We start from the raw sequence: 19,384 nt of genomic DNA, 5'->3' as shown, positions 1-19,384 counted from the left end.
AAGTGATGCGCGTGCTCCGCATCACTTTGCCGTTTGAGTCAGCACTAGATGTATGGCTGGCCAGAAAACTGGGTGAAAGCGTCGAGCTTTGATATCGGTTTATAGAAGTAAAAACCTTGTAGCTCATCGATATTCCAGACCTTTAGTTTTCTGACTTGGCTCATTGTCTCGACGCCTTCTGCGACGATGGTGAGGCCAAGCTCTTGAGCCATATTGGCGATGTTTCTGACCAACGTTTTAGCCCGGTCGTTGGTTTCAATTTGATCGATGTAGGACTTATCAAGTTTTACTATATCAATAGGGAAACTACATAGGCTGCTAAACGACGCGTATCCAGTACCAAAGTCATCCAGCGCAAGTTGGATTCCCAGTTGTTTGATTTCGTTAATTCGGTGGATCACTTCTTCCTCAATGCCCATCAGCATACTTTCTGTGATTTCTAGTACGAGCTGGCCTGAGGACAATTGATATTGGTCGAACATCAGTTCCAAAGAGGTCGTAAGACTAGAATGGTAAAAGTGCTGAGCGCTGAGGTTTACATGTACATTCAGATTTTTTAGACCATAGGCTTGGCGGCTTTCATTTAATTGGCTGATGAACTGGCAAGATTGCTTGAGAATGGATTCTCCCAATTCGACAATGAGTTGGTTCTGTTCTGCCATTGGAATAAATACGGCCGGTGAGATCATACCAAGGCTCGGATGTCGCCACCTTGCTAACGCTTCGAAGCCAACAATTTCTTCTGTCTGTGTGTTCAGAATAGGCTGGAAGTACGGAACGATGTTGTCATTCTCAATCGCGAGTTCTAAATCACGATGAATGGTCATTGATGTTTGGGCTTGTGTCGACAGTGCTTTACCTGTGATTTGCACCTTGTTACCGCTTTCTCTTTGCATGGTTTGAGAAGAGTAACGAGTGACCAGCAACAATTCATCCAAGGTTTGATGGGTAATCTCAGGGTCAACCATAACCGCATAGCTTTTTAATGAAAGCTGTAATCCGGCAACTTCAACTTTATGTGCCAGTTGGTTGAGCAGTTTGTTCGCTGAGTCCATAGCAAACTGACACTTATCCGATGAAGGGATCACGATAATAAACTCAGATTCACTGATGCGACCAATCTGATACCCTTCAAACTCTTGCCTAAACAGCATCGATATATACTGGATAGCCTCATCAAAAATAACGTGGCCGTAGACTTCGGAGATTTGCTTGAGTCCATTACTACTTAAGTAAATGAAGGAAAATTGATTTGGTCGATGGGCTATGAGTTCGGAGAGTGCACCAAGGATGACTGGTCGATTACAAAATCCTGAGATAGGATCATAGTCCGTAAGGTCTTGAATCAACTGCGCTTGTTGCTTTTTCTCACGTTGATCTTGGATCAGTAGCATGAGGGCATTTTGACCGTGGTGCTGTATGAGTGTGGCTTCTATTAGGCAATCAATTTGAGTTCCGTGGCTATTGAGCATTTGAGCTTCGAATAGGTTCCGCCCGCTTTGTAGCTGTTTAAACATAATGTCGACATGGCATTCTTCGTCCTCTGATGCGCATAAATCATCCAGCTGCTTTCCTAGAATGATGTCTTTGTCATAGCTTAATAAATCAAGTGCACGCTGGTTGGCATCAACAATTTGTCGTTCAATGACGATAAGCATCCCTAAAGACGTGCTTTCATACAATGCCGTAAACTTCTCGAGAGAATCTTTTAATTGAAGAGCGGTCATTGAGTTGTTTTCTGATAGCTTTTGGACGAGTTTTGCTGCGACGTCCAGCTCATCTGAACTGACTGACTTCAGTCCTTCGATTTGGTATTGAGAAGCAATCTGCTGGATGCCGTCTGCGAAATGGTTGAAACGCGTTGCAACGCGATTTCTAAATATCAAATACGTACCCGAAGCGATGATGGAAGCGACTATGCCAACAGTGGCAAAAAGATAGAGAAATAATGCGTTGCCTTTTTCATAGTGTGCGCGCTCCGTTTGGGTTTTTAATAATGCAATCGGATTTCCGGCAATATCTTTAATCACCGAATGCTTGGAAATTGTGTCGCTACTTTTCTCGATTAAATCACCTGTTAGAAAATCAGGGTCTAGCGTTGTCAGTTGGTTATTTGCTGAAAGAATAGATTGGAAATCGCCAGGGAAACGTTGAGTTAGATCTCGTCCCCACAGTAACCAGCCAGAGGAATCTTTGTCGCCTTCGCTGTTTCTCACCGGAGTTAAGCTTAATACCCAGAGACTTTGATTGATCTTAAATAGACCAGCCGCACTTTCTCGATAAACATCTAATCTGTGGTTCATCGAGCTAACATGTTGCTCTAAAGAAGGTTGTGACATTACTTCACTGACAAAAGCGCGAGATTTTTCCTGACTAGGCTCTCTGGTCAAGGCGTCTAATGTCTCACCTTTGAGTGTGATAAAGCCCATCATATCAAGTGCGAGAGTATCCATAGATTCGATGTACAAGTTTCGCTCCCTGTACGCTTCTATTTCACGATATTTGAGTAACTGATAGGTCTCATCCCAATAAGCCCAATCATAAGAGCTCTCTTGTTGCTGTTTGACCATCATTTCGATCACGGCTTGAGCTTGATGATTTGCCCGAGAGATCTCCATATTCTCCAATTCATCTAAGCTGTAGAGGAAAAAGTATCGGCTAATGAAAAGAAAACTGATGATCATGCCCAGTAAACCAAGAGCAAAATACAGTGCAGTTTTGTAGCGTAGGTTTAAGTTAAACAAGCGAATATTGTTCATATAATAGTTGTTATATATCTTTATTTAATGAAAGTTTACGGCATGTCTTCAGTCCGTTTATTGATGTATCTCTAATTTGAGACTCTGGAGTGGTGGGACCTCTAGCTCAACTGTGGTGGAGGTGATAGGGAAAAGCCGAGATGCCTTTGTAATGCCAACCTGACGTAGTAAACTGCAGGGAAGTTGAACAGGAAAGCTGAAAATTATGATGTTAATTGCGATTCGATTGGTGAAGCTTGCCGTTATCTGTGCGGTGTTCTTTACCATCTACGATTTGATTGCATTCGGTGAGGTGACTTGGATTAACCGTTTCTTCAACCTGTAATCCGAAATGAAAGGGGCATCGTGCCCCTTTTTGCTTGTCTAGTTTGGCAGTTCTGGTTCTGGAAGGTGACTGTTTACCACTGACATGTGTTGACAGCGATCTTGAGCGAGGAAAAGGAACTTGTCATAACCACTTTGCTCTAGTTCCTCACGAGAAACCAATTGTTTGACGATGTTATCGCATCGTTTGATCAACACTTCGACTTCCAACGATGACTTGTTGCTTGGAAAGGCTCGCGTCAGCACTTTAATGATGTTGATGCACACCGTGCGTAGTAATGGACAACGGGCCTGTAGCTCAATCAAAGCATCAATCAAGGCTTGATAGTCCTGTTCTGCCGCTCGGATTTTTCTGTATTGCTCTTGCATCCAAGTTTGGCGTTCTGCATTGTCCGTTTCTAGGGCGCGACCAAGGGTAATCTTACTCGAAAGAATCGTGTCGCTTGAGTCGGTTTGTAGATTCTCAAAACACCAAGTAATGGCGTTGGAAAACTCCGATTCAAAGTTCATCTCATGCAGCAACCACGCTAGGTGAAATTGCGCATAAAAGTGAGCGAAGGGCTTACGTCGATACAAATCACTGAGCACTTTAAACGCTGCAACGTACTGGTTTTCTTCAATGGCAATGTGCGCGGCGATCAAGTCGAGCTCGTCTTGAATTGCCCTGTTTTCTGGCCCGCTCGTGATCGACTTAAATAAATTTTTGGCTTGAACAAGAAGATCCTCTCGGCCTTCAAGTTTACGCACACAATAGAGCAAGATTCGAATCATGTTGAGCTTGGCAAAGGTATTGTTGCGGTAAGTGTCTTTGTTGATCTCCATGTATACATGGTAGTGCTTTAACGCAGAATGATAGTCATGTTCCGCCAAGCATAGATTGACGATCACCAGTTCACGCTCCGAATTGCCTTCAACCAAGCTGTTTGCCAATTCCAAATGCCTAATTGCACTTGGTACTTCTCGGTTAAGCATGCTGAAGTTAGCCGCGCACTCGCGTATCTCTACGTTGTTTGGTGACTCTTCTAACAAGGCGCGTACTAGGCGTTGTGCTTCGTCGTGTTCACCCAGTGTGACTAGCGTGTTTGCTAAGCCGATTTTTGCCCAGTTAACGTCTTTACGTTCAATGACTTGCTCGTAAACGACTTTGGCTTCTTGATGCAGTTTCAAACGCGTTAAGAAGTCGGCCCGAAACTTTTCGATAATGAAAAAATACTCAGAATGAAATGGTGTCAGCTCATCGCATGCTTCTAATCCTGCGTGCGCATCGTTGTTGAGCTCTGCTTGATAGATGGCCTGTAAGAGGCTCTTACGCTTCACTGCAGCTGAGATACGTTCTCGCAACGTGATGGAGTTGAAAGGTTTGAGCAGGTACTCGTCCGGCTTCAGCTCAATGATGGCACGTACGATGGTCGCAGAGTTCTCACCCGTTACAAGAATAAATACGGTGTCATGGTTGAGTAATTTGAGGTGCTTAAGCTCTTCAAACAGCTGTTTGCCGTTCATGCCTCGACCGAAGTTGTAGTCACAAATGATCAGGTCAATGCGCTCTTGCTGAGCAATAGAAACTGCCCCCTTTGCTAAGCGAGCTGTGAATATGCGTTTATCAGAAAAGCCAAGCTTGGTCAGCATGTTACGCAGTGTCAGCACCACGATAGGCGCATCATCGACAATTAACACATTGTACTGTGAGAAAGATTTGGTGTTCATTTAAAAAGGACTCAGAAAATGAGCGTTGCGGCTGATAGCAAACAGCCGCAACGTTCGAATTAGATCAACGTTTCCAATTGTTCAAAGGGGATAGGGCGGCAGCGAACAAATCCTTGGTAAAGTTCCACGCCAAGTTCGCGCAAATACGCCAATGTTTCATCATCTTCTACACCTTCTGCCACCGATTTAAGTCCTAGCGACTTTGCTAGGTGTAGGCTCGAAATAGTGAGTTGTTGGCTCTTGAAGTTGGTTAATGCATCTTTGATAAATTGGCGGTCAATCTTTAACTCTGTATAAGGCAGCGTTGCTAACTGGCTCAGGGACGAGTAACCGGTCCCAAAGTCGTCAATGGCTAAGCCAACGCCTTTTAAACGTAAGTTGGCGAGGTTGGCTAACGACGTGACGCTGCAGTCGTACACTTCGTCTTCGGTCAGTTCAAGCGTGATGCGTTCAGGTGCTATTTGGTATTGTTCGCACAACGCAAATAGTCGCTCACTCATAGGTTGCTTCAGCGTCTTTTGGTTCATGTTGACTGATAAGTTGATGGTTACTTTCAGTGTGGACATGTCTTGAAGCGCGTTCTCTAGTACAATCCAGAACAGTTTATCCAACTCGTTACGAACCTGAATCTCAGTAATAAACTGCGCAGGTGCAATAATGCCGTGCTTGGGGTGACGGCAACGTACTAATGCTTCGACTCCAATCAGTTGGTTATCCGACGTTGAGTATTGTGGTTGGTAGTAATTGATAAACCTGCCCTCATTGAAGGCAGTGTCAATTTCGTCGTCATTCATTAACACAGGCAAGCTCACGAATTGTTCTTGCGATAAGTATTGTTTGAACTCACCGAAGATCTGAGTGAGTTGCTGATTAGAAATGGGTTTAGTTAATGCGCGAACAAACCCGTAGCCCGCAGACAAGCACATGTTGTAGGTAATTTCGAGCACGTCTTGGGTCATCGCACTCAAAATCACCACGCCTTTTGGTCGTGAGCTTTCTGCAAGGGTTGAAAGTAGGTTCACCCCATTGATATCTGGTAAGTCAATATCGCAGAACATCACATCGATTGGTTGGGCCTCGCAAACGGTCGCGACTTCTGAGCCTCGATGGACGACGGTAATCGTGCCTTCAAATAGACGATTGAGCAAAATCTTAAGATTGGTTGCTTGTAATCGATCATCTTCTACAATCAAAACGTTCATTTAATTGCTCTCATTCATATTCAGCCACTGCTGTGTCGTGCTGACGATGGTTTCTAATTCGCTAATAAGTGCCGTGCGAGCCTGAACTTCTTGTTCGCTACCTACCAAAGATTCACATTGCATTGCCACATGCCCAAGTTGGGTTAAGTTGAGGGCGGCCGCTGATCCTTTGATTCGGTGTGCCACTGACTTAAGGCTTTCCTCTCCAGAGTGAATTAGTGCGATGTCATTGTTTAGTGCTTCACATATCACTTGTGCCATCTCGAGTCTTTCTTCATAGCTATAGGCTTCAAGCCAATCCTCTTGGGACTCTGCATTAATGACTCTTGATAAGTATTGCTCACACAAGGCTTGCAGTTCGCTCAGGGTGTATGGCTTAAACAACACGGTTTCAATGCCGCTTTGTTCTGCTTTTTCAATCACGTTTCGTGAATTCTCTGCCGTACAAGTCACGACAGGAATGGACGCGAGAACCTTATTTGCCTTGAGAGCTTGAGTCAGTTGGTAACCGTCCATATCCGGCATGTGACAGTCGGTAATCACCAAATTAAAGGGTGCCAGTACGTTGTCGCTTTGTGCTTGTTCTAGCGCCTCAATCGCTTCTAAGCCACTTGCAGCTAACTGGCAATTTACCCCCAGCTTTTCAAATTGACGCTTGAACAATAGTCGGTTGATCGCATCATCATCGACGACTAACACGCGTCCGTCCCACTGGTATTCTGCTGTCTGTGCTGAGTGGGTTTGCGCTATCACTTCACCGTTTAGCTTCTGCAAAATTAAATCGGGATACACGTTGGAGTAATGTGGTTCCAGCTCGATCACGTGATGCTTGCTTTCAAACTCATCCAGAGTGACTTGCCATGTGTTTAACCATCGCTGAACTTGTTTGTCTTCGGTATAGACCGGAATTAGCGCCGTCATATCGAGTGGTTGACTGATCATTGGCAAGCGTACTGTGATGGTTGTGCCTTGTTCTGTTTGGCTGTCAACCTCAATGGTGCCTTCCATTATGTCGACCAAGCTTTTGACGATAGACATGCCAAGGCCTGTGCCTCCGAAACGGCGACTGGTGCTTTTGTCCCCCTGAACAAAAGGCTGGAACAGGGTGGCTAGCTGGGCACTGTTCATCCCGCATCCCGTGTCTTGTACTTTGAATTCAAGTTGGCTTGGGCTGACATGCACACTCACGAGAACCTTACCTTCCTCAGTGAACTTCACCGCATTACTCAATAGGTTGTTGATGATTTGGCTGACGCGCAACCAATCCAGAACCACTAAAGCATGAGGTGTCGGAGTCCAGTTCAACTCAAACGCCAATGACTTTCGTTCGATGATTTTTTCAAAGCTTCTTAGTGTTGCCCCGAGCTCTTGATAAACATTGCCTTTGTGAACATCTAACTGAAGTTGGTTTGCATCAATTTTTGAGAAATCCAAAATGTCATTAACTTGCAACTGTAATCGCTCTGCTGATTGCATTGCGCTCTTCAACAACTCTTTGCTCTCTTTACGTTCTAAATCTTGCTCTAACAACTCCATTAATCCCATCATTGCTGCTATTGGGGTACGGAGCTCGTGGCTGACGACCGCTAGAAAGTGTTCGCGGGCCTCGATCGCTTGCATGGCTTTCAAGTTTGATGCTTTCAACGCCGTCTCTTTTTGTTTTAGTTCACTGATGTCATCAAACACCGTCATCCGGTATTGAGTCCCTTCCTCTGGATGGAGTAGGGTCTGCTGACGCACACGGTAGTGCTTGTCGCCCAAAGAGCATAAAGATGTTTCCGTACTTTCTGAGTCTGATCTCACACACTCTCTCGTAAGATCAAGCACTTGCTCTCGTTCTTGGTCTGTAATGCCTTTATCTACATTGCAGCGCGAAAGCATGTTGATGAACGGCTTATTGGCCAGAATCTGCTTATTATTTTCATCAGATATCAAGATCTTATTAGGCAGCTGATCCAGTACAGACGATAGCCACTTGTTCTGCTTTTGGCGAATCTGAGTTTCGTATTCTTTGCGTTTAATGGTACGAGTCAGATGGCCAGTTCTAACGATGTAAATCAGCACCGCAATTAACAAAATACAGACGCCAGCCAATGCTGAAATGACGACGATCTCTTTCTCAATACCGTAATTAACCGTTACTTTTTCATGTCGTTCTTTGAGCTGTTGAAGTTCTTCTTTGGTGGTGACTTGAAGTACGGTATCCAACACTCTGTGTAGAAACTCAGAGTCCTTCCTTAACTCCATACCCAATGCCACCCCCAATTCCATATCGTCCGGTGGTGCCACTGCTTTAAACTGCGTCCCTTGCCCTTTATAAAAATGGTGATCAATCAAATTTTGATTGACGAAGGCATGGGAGATTTTTCCATCTTCTAATGCCTTACTAAGGCTTTTAAAATCACGGTAAACAGGAGAAGAGGCATACGCAGGGTTATCTAAAAAGTGCGGATAGAAATTTCCCGCACGGTCTAAAATACCGACGCTTTTTTGTGCTTGTTTGTTCAGTGATTCGATATACCCATACTGAAGAACTCCGAACGAACGTGTCGCAATAAAACGCTTTTTGTCAGTGATTGCGATGTTTCGTGTTGGGAGCACATCAACAATATGCTCCTGAAGCATTAAATCCACATCTCTGCCGTTAGGATGAATGTACTCAAATTTGAGCATGCTCTTTTGTTCGAGCAGCTTCATCAAATCGTGCACATAACCTTTGACCTCTTTGGTTTTTGGGTCTGTGTAAGACAGTGGGTATACATTGTCTTTAATGGTGTAGCGAACGGTTTGTCGGCCATTTTGTTGCTCCAAAATCTCCAGCATTAACTCGTTGTGCAACACGTTGATGTTCGCTTCAATATGCATACGGCTGTGTTTGGAATCTTTAGAGTGTTTGATGTATTTGTTGATAATGCCCATCAATTGTTGAGATTCTTTCCCCGTGAAGATAGTGACAGCGCCAGGCGTGAGGGCTTTGTCATAGACCACTTTACCTGTGAGTTCGCCATGAGGGTTTTTAAAACCATAAGAACTAAGCGTAGACAGGCCTACAACTGCTGCATCAGCTGCCCCGGTATTTAACGACGTTGTCATCATGACGCTGTTGCGCACGGTATGAACATGCTCAAAGCCGAGAGTTTCAATCTGGTCACAGGCACTTGAATCCTTGACGCAAACCCACTTGAGTTCGCTTAGAGGAGTATTTTCCAAAGCAACGTCACGCAACCAAACTAAGCGTAACGTCTGAAAAATAGGCTCAGAGAACAGAAAACGCTCCGCTCTTTTTTGGGTTGCAACAAAGCCAACGGTGAGATCAATCTCGCCGTTTTCTAAGCCATTAAATAGGGTGTCGAGGCTGTAGTAGGGAACATACTCGGCGTCGATGTGCAGATCGTGCAACATGCTTTCTGCATACTCGATGTTGATGCCTTCTTTCGATTCTAAGTTTCCCCAATATGGGAGCCAATCACCTGCAAGAACGCCAACCTTTACGCTCTTTTGGTTGCCAAGAAACAATCGGTCATTCTTGCTTAGGAAATCTTCCGCTAAAGCACTGAAAGAGAAAGTGATAAGCAATGCTGCGATTGAGGCAAACAGTTTCAAGGTTTTATTTTTCCAAGTAGGGCGCGAGTCAAAAAGGGGGCGGAATCGTATAGCTTTTCACCGTTATTCGCCAATCAAGGATGTTTGTCTTGTCGACAAGTGACGTTTGATATTCAAGTGAGTGAATTAAACGAGATCGAGATCAGAGTAATCAATGACTTATGAGAGGGGACTCAATATCCAAATAGGAGGTAATGGAAAAAAGCCAGAAAGCAACTAAGTTCATATTAAGAGGTCGGGTAAGGAAACCCCAGCTATGAAGAGAAAGCTTACTACTAAAGTGTTATGTGGATGTTTGTTAATGAGTTTTAGCGCTTCAACTTTAGCAGGAGTACAAGATACAAAAATCAATATTAACTTAGTTCCCCCTCTCGAAGGCGATCCCAAGGTTGACTTTCAACTGGCCCGTGTTGGTTGGCATTTATTCAGGGACCCAAAACTGTCATCTAATGGCAAGATCAGTTGTGAAACTTGCCATAACCTATCTACTAATGGTGCAGAACAGACGCAAGTTTCTACTGGAGTACATGGCGTTGGCACTCGTAATTCAATCTCCGTTTTTAACGCGGCTTTAAATTATCGGTTCCTGTGGGATGGCACAGCAAATTCGTTGATGGCTCAAATCGACGGACCTGTCCAAAACCCTTTAGAAATGGATTCTAATTGGGAAGAGATAGAAAAGTATGTTCAAGCTAATTCGTTATATAAATCTCTATTTGAGCAAGCGGATAAACGCATTAATGTGACCAACATTAAGCGTGCAATTGTGGAGTTTGTTAAAGGGCTCCAGATGCCAAGCTCTCCATTTGATGCGTATTTACGTGGTGATACGGGAGCTATGAATGAACAGTCAATAAGAGGGTGGGAGGCCTTTCAGCAAGTGGGCTGTGTTCAGTGCCACCAGGGGCGGAATATTGGCGGGTCCATGATTCAGCAGTTTAGTTATTTTCAAACGCGAGAAAAAAATCTTGATACGGGGCGACATTTAAGAACCTCTGATGGAGAGGATAAATTCTATTTTCGTGTGGCAAGCTTGCGAAATGTGGGGCAAACCGGGCCTTATTTTCACAATGGGCAAGTTGATAAACTATCGGATGCTATTCAAATTATGTCGCAGGTCCAGTTGGGGGTAACGATGAGCGACGACAAAGTGGCAGATATCGAAGCCTTCCTCATGACGTTAAGCACCCCAAGGCCTGCAATTTTGGAGGTGTTTGAAAATGAATAAATTTCGCTTAACTAACGCCGCCTTGTTCGTCATTATTACCGTGATGGTGGTTCTGGCGTGCATGACTCATGTTAATTCAAGAAATACTCAAGCGGTACACACATCGCTTTCTGAGATTGGTCACCATTTGATAGAGGCTCGGGATAGCGTGGTTAATCCCTACTCGATCCGAGAGCGGAGGAATTATGAAATCACGCATAGTTTAGTTGAGCTAGAGCTTGCTTCTGAACAATTGATTTCTGATTTCAAACAGTCGATTTGGTTTGATATCACTTCCACTAGGTTACGTGCGCAAAGTATCGTTGTTCAATTTGATGGCAAAGTTAGAGATGCGACTCAATCGTTAGACATGCTAATTGGTGTCCAGGTTGCCAATCAATACGAATTACTCACACTACATAACATTTACAAAGACCAATTTAGCGCCCAAACCGATGATATATGGTTGGAAGAGCATTATTTTGATTTTTTAACCAATGCAGCGTTACAAGGCGATAACCCCCAGAGCCAGAGTATCTCATTATTTTTGAATAAACTGCGCCAAAGCGAGCGCAAGATAGAGTTGCTTACCAACAGGATTCTAGAAGGCCATTACTTTGAGTTTGTTGAGTATTCTGAGCATCAGTTACTTGAAATCGCGCAACGTGAATCCAGGCTGACGTGGCTGTTTGTTCTCCTGTCCATTATCTTATTAGTGACGGCGTTTGTGCTGCAAACTCAACATCGTGTGAATAAGCTCAAACATCTCAATGACGAGTTAATAGAAGCGACAGAGAAAGCGGAGCGCGCAGCCAAAGCGAAGTCACAATTCTTAGCGACCATGAGCCATGAGTTAAGAACACCAATGAATGGGGTATTGGGGATTTCACAAATCATTGCCAATGAAACTCAAGAAAAAACAACCAAAGAACATGTGAAAATAATCTTGGACTCCGGCCAGCACCTGATGACGATTCTCAATGACATATTGGATTTTTCTAAAGTGGAAGAGAATAGACTGGATTTAGAAGCGGCACCTTTTAATTTGTTGCAAGTGTTAACTCCCGTTTGTAGCGCGATTCAGCCGCTTGTTGAAGAGAAAAATATCCAGCTTTATGTCGAAAATGAAGTGTCTGACACTATCGAGTTTAAGGGGGATTGTGCCCGTGTCCGCCAGATCTTGTTTAATCTCGCAGGCAATGCGGTGAAGTTTACTGGCGATGGGCACGTATTGATTCGGACTGAGCTTGATGAGCAAAAGCGATGTCTTCTTATCTCTGTCAATGATACTGGTATCGGTATTCCGGGAGATAAGCAAGGTTGTATTTTTAACTCGTTTGAACAGGCTGATACTTCTACCACGCGTAAGTTTGGCGGAACCGGGCTTGGTCTTGCGATTGTCAAAAAGCTCACGGAATTGATGAGTGGAGAGATTAAACTCAAAAGTGTTGAGAGCATTGGGACTCAGTTTGTAGTGGAGCTTCCTATTCCTTGGATAGAGAAAGAAATGCCAACAACACAAAACACCCCAGTTAAACAACGACGGGAGAGTAAACGTAATCTTCACATTCTCCTTGCGGAAGACAATCGAGTGAACGCGATTGTGGCGAAAGGCTTTTGTGAGAAGTTAGGACACACGGTTGAGATTGCTGAGAATGGTTTGATTGCGATTAAGAAAGCACAAGAACACCAATATGACCTGATATTAATGGACAATCATATGCCAGAGATGAGCGGGGTTGAGGCGACGCGCTTTATTCGTGAAAGGCTTGGTATCAACACCGTTTTGTTTGCCTATACTGCCGATGTATTTAGAGAAGCGCACGACAACTTCATTGAAGCGGGCGCAGACCATGTCCTGACTAAGCCGCTGCAGCGTGAGAGTTTTTCTGATGCGCTCAAGCAGTTCTCTTCACGTTTACCTGTCCAGAATTATGAAGCATTAGAGCAGACTGAAAACGTGATTGAGTTGCACCGTGAACCGATTGAGAAGCTGAGGCTCACGGAAGAGGAGTTAACTCAATCAGAGATGTTAGAAGTGCTGAAAGAAGATCCTGATGCACGTTTAGATTTGCTTGAAACCATTGTGAACGACTTCGAAAAGTCGGTTGATGAATTGATTGAGTATTTCATGGCTGAAGACTTAGCGCCACTTTATAGCACCTTGCACACCACCAAAGGGATGGCGTTGAACCTTGGATTAGATACGCTAGCGAATCAGGCTCTAGAAATTGAAACTCAAGTGAAGAACAAACAGATACCTGATATTGAGCAACTGCAGAAACTGATTAACCGATTGCAAGTTAACGTTCACCAAGGGCAACGCTTGATTGACCGATGTCGGACGCGTCAAGCGGATTCAAATCAAGTGATTTAGTCGTGTGAGAGCTGTATTTTCTGCCTTGTGGGTGGGCGTAAGCGACGGACTGTGGTTTACTTAGTACTCTTTTGGCATCTTCTCCTATGGGGACGCGACGACAGGACAGGAAATTGCAATGAGTCAACACACTGCAGTGATTAAGTGGCAGCGTCAAACCGACGAAATCTTCAGTGATAATCAATACAGCCGAGCTCACGTTTGGCAGTTCGACGGCGGGCTTTGCGTTCCTGCTTCACCATCTCCTCATGTTGTCCCGCTGCCTTTATCAGTAGCAGAGAATGTGGACCCAGAAGAAGCGTTTGTTGCGGCGCTTTCAAGCTGTCATATGCTGGTCTTTCTCTCTATTGCTGCTAAGCGTCGTTATGTGATTGATTCCTACGTTGATGAAGCGGTGGGCGAGCTGACTGTAGGAGAAAATGGCAAAGAGTGGGTTTCAAAAGTAACGCTTAGGCCAAACATTGTCTTTTCTGGAGACAAACAACCGACGCGTGACCAGTTAGAAAAAATGCATCACATGGCACATGAAAACTGCTTTATTGCCAACTCCGTGAAGACTGATGTCGTGACAGAGTTATTGGATTAGAAGAGTGATTCATTAAAAGCGTTCCGAAGGCAGGCACTCTTGCCTGCTATTGAACCCAAGTTAAACCGTTTGATAGTTTGAATATGGGTGACTGGTCTCACGTTTCCTTTCATTTAACGCCGATATGTGGGCCAATCTTGTGCAGTGGCGCAAACTGTACGTTGTTAAATTAATGTTAATATCGAACGGTGTGTCATTGATTAATAGCGAGCATGGATGTGCAAACGCCTTTGAATCCCTTTATTCAAGCGAATGGATTACCCCAATTTGGTCATTTAGCATCGATTCCCGAATCGCTTCAGCTGGATGCGTTTCAGTATCTTAATGAGATGGATCAGCCTGCATCGAGTTGGCGTAAGCGATTCGACTATAAGCAGTTCCAGTTCGTCTCGATCGTGACAGAGAAATACATCATTGGCGTCGCGATTGCCGATATTCGCTATTTGGCGTCTGGCTTTTGCTATGTGTTCGATACGGAAACCCATGAACTTGTTGAGCAGCAGTGGCTAAAGCCGCTTAACATGGGCTATCAAACACAACCTTCTAGTTGGAACAGTCAAGCCTATCTCGCTAATGATGCCATTCAACTTAAGATTGAACATGGACTCTGGCACATACAGCTTTCAACAGACCTTATTCAAGCTGACTTAAGGTTAACGCCTGAGCCAGAAAGTTTGCCTTTGATGCTCTGCACGCCAACAGCTTATTCTGGCTGGACCTACACTCAAAAACACAACGCGCTCGCTATACAAGGTCAAATGAGTGTGAAAGGGCAGTCACAAGATCTAAGCAACGCAGTCGCTGGGTATGATTTCTCTGCTGGTTATATGCGCAGAGAGACCAGTTGGCGATGGGCGAGCATCAATCACCAAAGGGAAGGCAAACGGATAGGACTGAACCTTGCGGCTGGTGTGAATGAAACTGGGTACTGTGAAAACGTCATTTGGATTGATGGAGAACGCCACTTGATGCCGCCTGTGCAATTCGAGTTTTCTCGCATGCATCAAGAAGCGTCATGGCGAATTACCTCACAAGACAAGCGCATCGACTTGATCTTCAAGCCTAAAAATCAACGATCAGAGAAAAAGAACTTTTGGTTTTTGAAGAGTAACTTTCGTCAGTTTGTCGGTTACTTTTCGGGCTATTTGATTGATGACAATGGCATTAAACACGAACTCGATGAGGTGATGGGACTCACCGAAGATCATTACGCGAAATGGTAGGAACGGACTATGGAATGGTCACAGATTACGGAACATCCTGATTTATTGTTGATGTTGCTCGCGCCAATATTCTTTCTTTGTATTGCGGCAGAATATTGGTTTGGGCAGCGTGGTGGTCGATTACCTGAGAGTGCGCGATATTACTTACCCGAAGTCGTGTGTAACTTTGTGTTGGCTGGGCTTCATCAAGCGACAGATATCTTAACAGGGCTGTTGATCGCTAAACTGTATTTGTGGTGGTTTGGTTGGCGCTTGTTTGATATCGAGATGACGGTTTCTACTTTCCTGTTACTCATGGTCTTGCAAGATTTCTTCTATTATTGGTTCCATCGAGCAAGCCATCGTATCCGTTGGATGTGGGCAGCGCATGTGGTGCACCACAGTTCAGAGCGTATGAACTTCAGTACCGCATTTCGCCAAAGCCTGATGTACCCACTAGCGGGTATGTGGTTGTTCTGGTTGCCACTGGTCATTATTGGTTTTGATCCTAAGTGGGTGGTGTTTGTTGTGCTGCTCAACCTTGGTCTGCAATTCTTTGTTCATACTCAGTCAATTCGTTCCCTTGGACCTTTGGAGTGGGTCTTCAATACACCATCCCATCACCGCGTGCATCACGGCGTTAATCGTCAATACATTGATAAAAATTACGCTGGTGTATTGATTATCTGGGATCGCATGTTTGGAACATTCGAGCCAGAAGTAGAAACCGTCCGTTATGGCATCTCAAAACCCGTTAACAGCCTTAATCCTATTACTGTGACGTTCGCGGAATGGAAAGACATGTTCAAAGAGGTGATTCGTCCCAATTTGTCTTGGCGTCAGCGTTGGCGGTGCTTGTTTGCTCCACCGTCCGATACGATTGAGTAACGGTTCTGAATGATTAACTAAACGGCGCACCATTAATTCTTGACAGTGCTTGGTGATATTGTTTTAATGCGTACGGTGTTTTGTAAGTTTTAAGGAACGGACGATGACATTTAATCGAGTTTTCTCAATCATAACGATGACCGCCGCTATGCTCAGCTCTGGGTACGCAAACGCAACGCCTGCTTTTAATGCAGAGCAGCTGTGTAAAGCAGGGTTAGCACTGGCGATAGATAAGCAGCCCCGCGGGATTAAAACGGCGGGAACGTCAGGTCAACGTATTTTGCTGGCTTTGAAAAATGGCAAAAACGATTGGGATTACCGCTGCACGGTGAATCGTCAGAATCGTACGTTAAAGATTGATGCTAGAGACTTGAAGCGAAATGACAAATACTTCGCTCAAGCAATACGTTATCGCGTCAATGAAGGGAAGCGATCGGTTGAGGTCACCATGAAGAAACGCGCTGGTGGCGGGCTGAAAAACGACACGTTCACGACACTTCAGTTGGATTAACCCCAAAGATATGGGGAACATAATAACGAAGACGCGCCCCTGTACTCTGCAGGGGCTTTTTTATGCCTGCGGTTAGAGGTAGCAAATACAGAGATCAATTACAGCCACAGCATGATAGCAATGAAGTAAGATTTAAAGGATATTTTAGGGACTGATAAAGAAGTTAGCTTGAGGAGAAAGCTTGGAGCGGGCAGCGGGAATCGAACCCGCATCATCAGCTTGGAAGGCTGAGGTAATAGCCATTATACGATGCCCGCGCATCGATAGGACTCATTCAATATGCCAGATTGAGTGCAAAAGAAAAGTCTTTTTTGCTCAATAAGTTGCTTAGTGAGTAAATAAATACCGATTCGTTCAAAAAGCGCCCAGTGCTGTTGGCAATATGTCGCTCTGAATACGATTTCACTTTGTTTCTCAATCAGTGTTTTACTCTGTTCTTACTCTCTATTGCGTCTTGAATTTGAACACTTGGCATTCATGGTCAAGACTAAATGTTGAAATGATTCAATATTTTCTCAGGTTCGTAAGATTAAATACCACAACTTGCCGAGAGAGACCGGCGTGATAGAGAGGAGAAAGAGTATGTGGAAAGGTTTATTGGCAACGCTGTTTGCTATCTCGCTGGTCGCTTGTACCACGGTAACGACCGATGTCGACAAGCAAGCGGATTTCTCATCCTACAAGACGTTTGATTTCGGTGAACAATCAGACACCCCAACCAGTTTGGATGCTCGTCGCATTGAGCAAGGGTTGGCGGCTCAACTGGAATCCAAAGGATTGTCGCGCGTGAAAAGCGGGGGGGATCTGTACGTGCACCACGACATCATCAAGGAGTCGGAGATCGTATCTTCTGGTTCAAGCTTTAGTGTAGGTTACGGTTGGAACAGCTTTGGTGTGGTGACGTCCAGCCCAGAGCGTTATAAGGAGAAGAAGTACGGCAAATTGGTCGTTGAGCTTGTCGATACTAAAGCCAATCAAGTGGTGTGGAAGGGGGTTTCTAGTCGTAAACTCACCGAGTCTATGAGTACTGAAAAACGCGAAGAGTTGATTTCGGAAGAAGTCACGAAAATGTTTGAAAACTACCCTTACGGCAGAGAGTAAATTCAAGGTTAGATTATCGTCTAATTGCGCCAATAATCATTTGCAAAACGCTCTTTTTATTATCGATTAAGAATTTGAATTGCAAATTTGCACGCACGGAGTTACAACAGCGTATCGTTGTGGTTTAGGTGAATTCTGTGCGTGCTTACTTAGTCTGTGTATTAGGACTCTTTGTTACGCTGATGGCTTTTGGATTGAGTCAGGCTTCACCGTCACCAAAAATCTCCTACGCCGTCAGTTACACCTCTTCATTGATCGATGGTGAGGCACATCTAGAGAAAGCACCGTTTTCTCCTTCACGTAAAGTCGCTGCGAGTTTATTCAGCCGCAACGCACTCCGCGTTAACCATTCCAATACATCGCCAGAATCGGACGATTTCGATGTGCTGCCTGCACGTTGGTTAAATGACGTGCAGGATTTCAACAAACGCGAGTTTACTGACGTAGCGTTGCCTGTCATTCAAATTTTTTATTCGCACTCCAAATATCGGCTGGGGGCAGGGCAAGAGTCCAACCTGATCTATCGCTTTATTCATGCGCGGTAATTCCTATTCATTAATTTTCGAAATTTGATTGTGATGTTTAGGAGTTTGTTATGTTTGATTCAATTACGCAGGTGCTGTTTGCTTTGTGGCACCAAGACTTTACTGCATTGATGGCACCAGGTAGTGCAGGGCTTATCTACTTTGTAGTGGGTGCGCTTATTTTTCTCGAGAGTGGTTTTATTCCCGCGGCACCTTTCCCTTGTGACAGTGTTGTTGTGCTTTCTGGCACTTTAGCAGCGGTGGGCGTACTAGACCCAGTGATGATCATGTTGGTGATCGTGGTGAGTGCGGCAATGGGCAGCTGGGCTGCTTACCTACAAGGTAAATGGTTAAACCGCTTACCAAAGGTGCAGGGGTGGGTAAATGCAGTGCCAGCAAAACGCTTGGAGCAAGTTGACATGTTACTTGGTAAGCATGGCTTGATTGCATTGTTTTGTGCGCGCTTTATTCCGGTTGTGCGTTCTTTGCTGCCTTTAATGATGGGTTTGCGCGTTAATCGCGTGAGTAAGTTCCATTACTTCGCATGGTTGAGTGCAATTCTATGGACTCTGCTGCTTTGTGGTTTAGGTTTATTATTGCCTCTACTTCCAGAGAAGCTTAACAAGATTGTGACCATGGGATTGATGGCTGCACCGGTGATTACCCTGACTATTGCCATTATGAGCTTTGTATTGGTGAAGGTGCGTAAGGCTTGGGGTAAATCGAAAACCACGCCGCAATTGCCATAGTCGTATAAACCTGAAGCTCGAAAAGCAAAAAAGGCGCGATGATCGCGCCTTTTTCGTTCTCTACGTAAGTTGAATTGAGCGTGAATCAGTAGCCATTCTTGTAAAGGTATTCGCCTACTTCTTTACACTCAGTTTTGTAGAGCTGTTCCATCTTGGTCTCATCCATGCCTTTTGCTTTGAATTCGGTCTCTGCCGAAGATAGCTGGCTGAATGTGTAACCACGTTCTGCCATTAAGTAATGACGAAACATTGCACGGTGCTCAGGAACGGCAGTTCGGGTGTTAGATGCATTGGCACACTCCATCAGAGAGCTGTTGCTCATTTCTTCTGGTTTTGCTGCTTGCACTGTTGTTGTGAATAAAGTGATAAGCGCCAAAGTGGCAATAGTCGCGATTTTTTTCATAATCAGGATCTCGAGTTAATTCAGTTTTCAGATGAGATCATCCATGGCTGGTACTGACGGTTTCCATATTGTGTCAGTACAGTCAATGTGCGAACTAAGTGTCGCGACTGTGTGTAAACACGTACAGTAAATTAGCTTGCTTCCATCCTGCGAGGTGGTACGAGCGAGTCTGTGTGACTACATCGGTAGTATCGGGTAAAGGCGTCGCTTTGAGCGCAATATCCAATAATGATGGAGATAA

General features: G+C 44.6%; 14 protein-coding genes and 1 tRNA gene. 9 read left to right on the top strand and 6 right to left on the bottom strand.

The window, feature by feature from the left end; genetic code table 11:
- Window positions 1-44: 44 nt before the first annotated feature.
- The 4 genes from KHO06_RS23225 to KHO06_RS23210 form a co-directional block, all read right to left on the bottom strand.
- The gene (locus KHO06_RS23225; RefSeq protein WP_212582627.1) at window positions 45-2,759 is read right to left on the bottom strand and encodes a sensor domain-containing phosphodiesterase; all 2,715 of its coding nucleotides are present in this window, start codon (window positions 2,757-2,759) and stop codon (window positions 45-47) included.
- A gap of 363 nt (window positions 2,760-3,122) precedes the next feature.
- The gene (locus tag KHO06_RS23220; protein ID WP_212582626.1) at window positions 3,123-4,790 is read right to left on the bottom strand and encodes a response regulator; all 1,668 of its coding nucleotides are present in this window, start codon (window positions 4,788-4,790) and stop codon (window positions 3,123-3,125) included.
- A gap of 59 nt (window positions 4,791-4,849) precedes the next feature.
- The gene (locus KHO06_RS23215; protein WP_212582625.1) at window positions 4,850-5,992 is read right to left on the bottom strand and encodes an EAL domain-containing response regulator; all 1,143 of its coding nucleotides are present in this window, start codon (window positions 5,990-5,992) and stop codon (window positions 4,850-4,852) included.
- Complete coding sequence (locus KHO06_RS23210) at window positions 5,993-9,595, bottom strand: transporter substrate-binding domain-containing protein (protein ID WP_212582624.1); 3,603 nt, start codon at window positions 9,593-9,595, stop codon at window positions 5,993-5,995.
- 256 nt (window positions 9,596-9,851) lie between these two features.
- Between KHO06_RS23210 and KHO06_RS23205 the strand changes: the two genes are divergently transcribed.
- The 6 genes from KHO06_RS23205 (at window position 9,852) to KHO06_RS23180 (ending at window position 16,366) form a co-directional block, all read left to right on the top strand.
- Entirely contained in the window at window positions 9,852-10,823 is a 972-nt protein-coding gene (locus KHO06_RS23205; RefSeq protein WP_212582623.1) for a cytochrome c peroxidase, read from the top strand.
- Window positions 10,816-13,179, top strand: a complete 2,364-nt coding sequence (locus KHO06_RS23200; protein WP_212582622.1) for an ATP-binding protein — start codon at window positions 10,816-10,818, stop codon at window positions 13,177-13,179. The genes KHO06_RS23205 and KHO06_RS23200 overlap by 8 nt, the downstream gene beginning before the upstream one ends.
- Before the next feature lie 118 nt (window positions 13,180-13,297).
- A complete protein-coding gene (locus KHO06_RS23195) occupies window positions 13,298-13,765 on the top strand; it encodes an OsmC family protein (RefSeq protein ID WP_005426016.1) in 468 nt (155 codons plus the stop codon).
- Between the two features lie 212 nt (window positions 13,766-13,977).
- Window positions 13,978-14,988 carry a DUF2804 domain-containing protein gene (locus KHO06_RS23190; protein ID WP_212582621.1) on the top strand — a complete coding sequence of 337 codons (1,011 nt, stop codon included), beginning with the start codon at window positions 13,978-13,980 and terminating at the stop codon, window positions 14,986-14,988.
- 9 nt (window positions 14,989-14,997) lie between these two features.
- Window positions 14,998-15,855, top strand: coding sequence for a sterol desaturase family protein (locus KHO06_RS23185; RefSeq protein ID WP_212582620.1), 858 nt, complete (start codon window positions 14,998-15,000; stop codon window positions 15,853-15,855).
- A gap of 103 nt (window positions 15,856-15,958) precedes the next feature.
- A complete protein-coding gene (locus KHO06_RS23180; RefSeq protein WP_212582619.1) occupies window positions 15,959-16,366 on the top strand; it encodes a hypothetical protein in 408 nt (135 codons plus the stop codon).
- A gap of 182 nt (window positions 16,367-16,548) precedes the next feature.
- Here KHO06_RS23180 and KHO06_RS23175 read toward each other — a convergent pair.
- A tRNA-Gly gene (locus tag KHO06_RS23175) sits at window positions 16,549-16,623 on the bottom strand.
- A 325-nt stretch (window positions 16,624-16,948) separates the two neighbouring features.
- Between KHO06_RS23175 and KHO06_RS23170 the strand changes: the two genes are divergently transcribed.
- The 3 genes from KHO06_RS23170 to KHO06_RS23160 all read left to right on the top strand — a co-directional run bounded on the left by KHO06_RS23170 (window position 16,949) and on the right by KHO06_RS23160 (window position 18,740).
- Entirely contained in the window at window positions 16,949-17,467 is a 519-nt protein-coding gene (locus KHO06_RS23170; protein WP_212582618.1) for a DUF4136 domain-containing protein, read from the top strand.
- Window positions 17,468-17,604: 137 nt separating this feature from the next.
- Window positions 17,605-18,012 (top strand): hypothetical protein, encoded by a 408-nt coding sequence (locus KHO06_RS23165; RefSeq protein WP_047476029.1) that lies wholly within the window; start codon window positions 17,605-17,607, stop codon window positions 18,010-18,012.
- Between the two features lie 50 nt (window positions 18,013-18,062).
- Window positions 18,063-18,740, top strand: coding sequence for a DedA family protein (locus tag KHO06_RS23160; RefSeq protein WP_005431873.1), 678 nt, complete (start codon window positions 18,063-18,065; stop codon window positions 18,738-18,740).
- A gap of 85 nt (window positions 18,741-18,825) precedes the next feature.
- On the opposite strand, the gene KHO06_RS23155 is transcribed toward KHO06_RS23160, so the two are convergent.
- Window positions 18,826-19,143, bottom strand: a complete 318-nt coding sequence (locus KHO06_RS23155) for a hypothetical protein (RefSeq protein WP_045379800.1) — start codon at window positions 19,141-19,143, stop codon at window positions 18,826-18,828.
- Between the last annotated feature and the right edge of the window lie 241 nt (window positions 19,144-19,384).

Origin of the sequence: Vibrio sp. B1FIG11, assembly GCF_905175335.1 — a bacterium.
GTDB lineage: Bacteria > Pseudomonadota > Gammaproteobacteria > Enterobacterales > Vibrionaceae > Vibrio > Vibrio campbellii.
Note: the sequence above shows the minus strand (reverse complement) of the source record. Positions and strands in the feature narration are given on the sequence as shown.

Coding starts and splice junctions, on each gene's coding strand:
- KHO06_RS23190 (WP_212582621.1), top strand. CDS start 13,978: ATGGATGTGCAAACGCCTTTGAATCCCTTTATTCAAGCGAATGGATTA.
- KHO06_RS23195 (WP_005426016.1), top strand. CDS start 13,298: ATGAGTCAACACACTGCAGTGATTAAGTGGCAGCGTCAAACCGACGAA.
- KHO06_RS23170 (WP_212582618.1), top strand. CDS start 16,949: ATGTGGAAAGGTTTATTGGCAACGCTGTTTGCTATCTCGCTGGTCGCT.
- KHO06_RS23205 (WP_212582623.1), top strand. CDS start 9,852: ATGAAGAGAAAGCTTACTACTAAAGTGTTATGTGGATGTTTGTTAATG.
- KHO06_RS23200 (WP_212582622.1), top strand. CDS start 10,816: ATGAATAAATTTCGCTTAACTAACGCCGCCTTGTTCGTCATTATTACC.
- KHO06_RS23155 (WP_045379800.1), bottom strand. CDS start 19,143: ATGAAAAAAATCGCGACTATTGCCACTTTGGCGCTTATCACTTTATTC.
- KHO06_RS23185 (WP_212582620.1), top strand. CDS start 14,998: ATGGAATGGTCACAGATTACGGAACATCCTGATTTATTGTTGATGTTG.
- KHO06_RS23180 (WP_212582619.1), top strand. CDS start 15,959: ATGACATTTAATCGAGTTTTCTCAATCATAACGATGACCGCCGCTATG.
- KHO06_RS23220 (WP_212582626.1), bottom strand. CDS start 4,790: ATGAACACCAAATCTTTCTCACAGTACAATGTGTTAATTGTCGATGAT.
- KHO06_RS23160 (WP_005431873.1), top strand. CDS start 18,063: ATGTTTGATTCAATTACGCAGGTGCTGTTTGCTTTGTGGCACCAAGAC.
- KHO06_RS23225 (WP_212582627.1), bottom strand. CDS start 2,759: ATGAACAATATTCGCTTGTTTAACTTAAACCTACGCTACAAAACTGCA.
- KHO06_RS23215 (WP_212582625.1), bottom strand. CDS start 5,992: ATGAACGTTTTGATTGTAGAAGATGATCGATTACAAGCAACCAATCTT.